Below are 1,258 nucleotides of genomic sequence, written 5' to 3' on the forward strand. Positions count from 1 at the left end.
GGGGATTACCGCGAAGGTAGAACTATTCGTCATGGGCTTTCAAAAATTGAACGATAGCCTCGCACCAGCGATCACTTGATCGATCAGGTAACAGGCCCTGATCTCGTAGATCCAGCCTGAACTCCACAACGGAACGCCACTCCGGAGAGCCGAGATCAGGGCCGTGACCCATGGAGTCACCAGTGAATAGTATCGACTCTACAAACTCATACCAGCTTTCGGAACACATCGACTTTTTTTCTGACCCTTTAAAAGCAGAACACCCCGTCAGAAGCAAGCCGATGGTTAACCCTGTCAGAAGATAGTGTGACTGCATCACTTCCTCCCTCCATTCAGCGCCATAGTTGGATGATTAGTGTCAATAACACACTGATAATAATCATTGAGGTGACAGGAATGAAGACCTGAAAGTCATTACTCTTCCAATGGAGGTCACCGGGAAGGTGACCAAACCATTTCAACAGCCCTGGCGCAAAATGCAGAATCAGTCCAAGGGACACCAGAACCAGACCCACGAAAATCAACAGCTTTACCATGGTAACGGTTTTGCTTGGCAATATAGGATTTCAGAATAGGATAAAATGTCCGCTTTAGTCGATCAGACCCGCTTCACGGGCCTCAATGGTGAGGGTCTCGCGAAAGTCCGGATGAGAGATTGCAATCAGGGCCGCAGTACGATCTTTCAGTGACTTGTTGTGCACGTCGGCAACACCGTACTCTGTCACAATGAACATAGCGTCACTGCGTGGTGTGGTCACCGGAGTTCCGGCGGGCAGGGTCAGTTGAATACGGGATTCCAGACCGTTTTTGCCTTTGAAAACAGACGACAGGGCGATAAAGGACTTGCCACCTTTGGACATGCCTGCGCCGCGGACAAAATCAAGCTGACCACCTGTGCAGGAAATCTGGTTCAGGCCAACACCTTCAGCCGCAATCTGTCCCGTCAGGTCGCACATCAAAGCACCGTTGATGGAAATGAAATTATCCTGCTCCGCTATTTTTTCCGGCTTGTTCAGGGTTGGCAGGGGCATGACGTGGGCGTCGTCGTTGTTATCCAGAAAATCCAGAAGTTCACGACTACCGACGGCCAGTCCGTAAACCAGTTTGTTTTTGTCAATGGTTTTATTGCTGTTATCAATAGCGTCTTTTTTAATCAGGTGCAGCAGAGAGTCCGTCATCATTTCCGAATGCACGCCCAGGTTCTTTTTATTTTCCAAACCATAGGCAACCGCATCTGACAGTCCGCCAAAACCAACTT

3 protein-coding genes are annotated in these 1,258 nt (G+C 49.3%); all 3 read right to left on the reverse strand.

The features are described from left to right. Nucleotides 1-22 precede the first annotated feature (22 nt). Nucleotides 23-316 carry a hypothetical protein gene (locus KDK17_RS03710; RefSeq protein WP_257287374.1) on the reverse strand — a complete coding sequence of 98 codons (294 nt, stop codon included), beginning with the start codon at nucleotides 314-316 and terminating at the stop codon, nucleotides 23-25. Between the two features lie 16 nt (nucleotides 317-332). After that, complete coding sequence (locus tag KDK17_RS03715) at nucleotides 333-557, reverse strand: DUF2905 domain-containing protein (protein WP_257287375.1); 225 nt, start codon at nucleotides 555-557, stop codon at nucleotides 333-335. 33 nt (nucleotides 558-590) lie between these two features. Beyond that, on the reverse strand, nucleotides 591-1,258 hold a 668-nt coding region (locus KDK17_RS03720), incomplete at its 5' end, for an acetyl-CoA hydrolase/transferase family protein (protein ID WP_306671217.1).

Origin of the sequence: Endozoicomonas sp. SESOKO2 (assembly GCF_024606245.1) — a bacterium.
In the GTDB taxonomy this organism is placed as follows: domain Bacteria; phylum Pseudomonadota; class Gammaproteobacteria; order Pseudomonadales; family Endozoicomonadaceae; genus Endozoicomonas_A.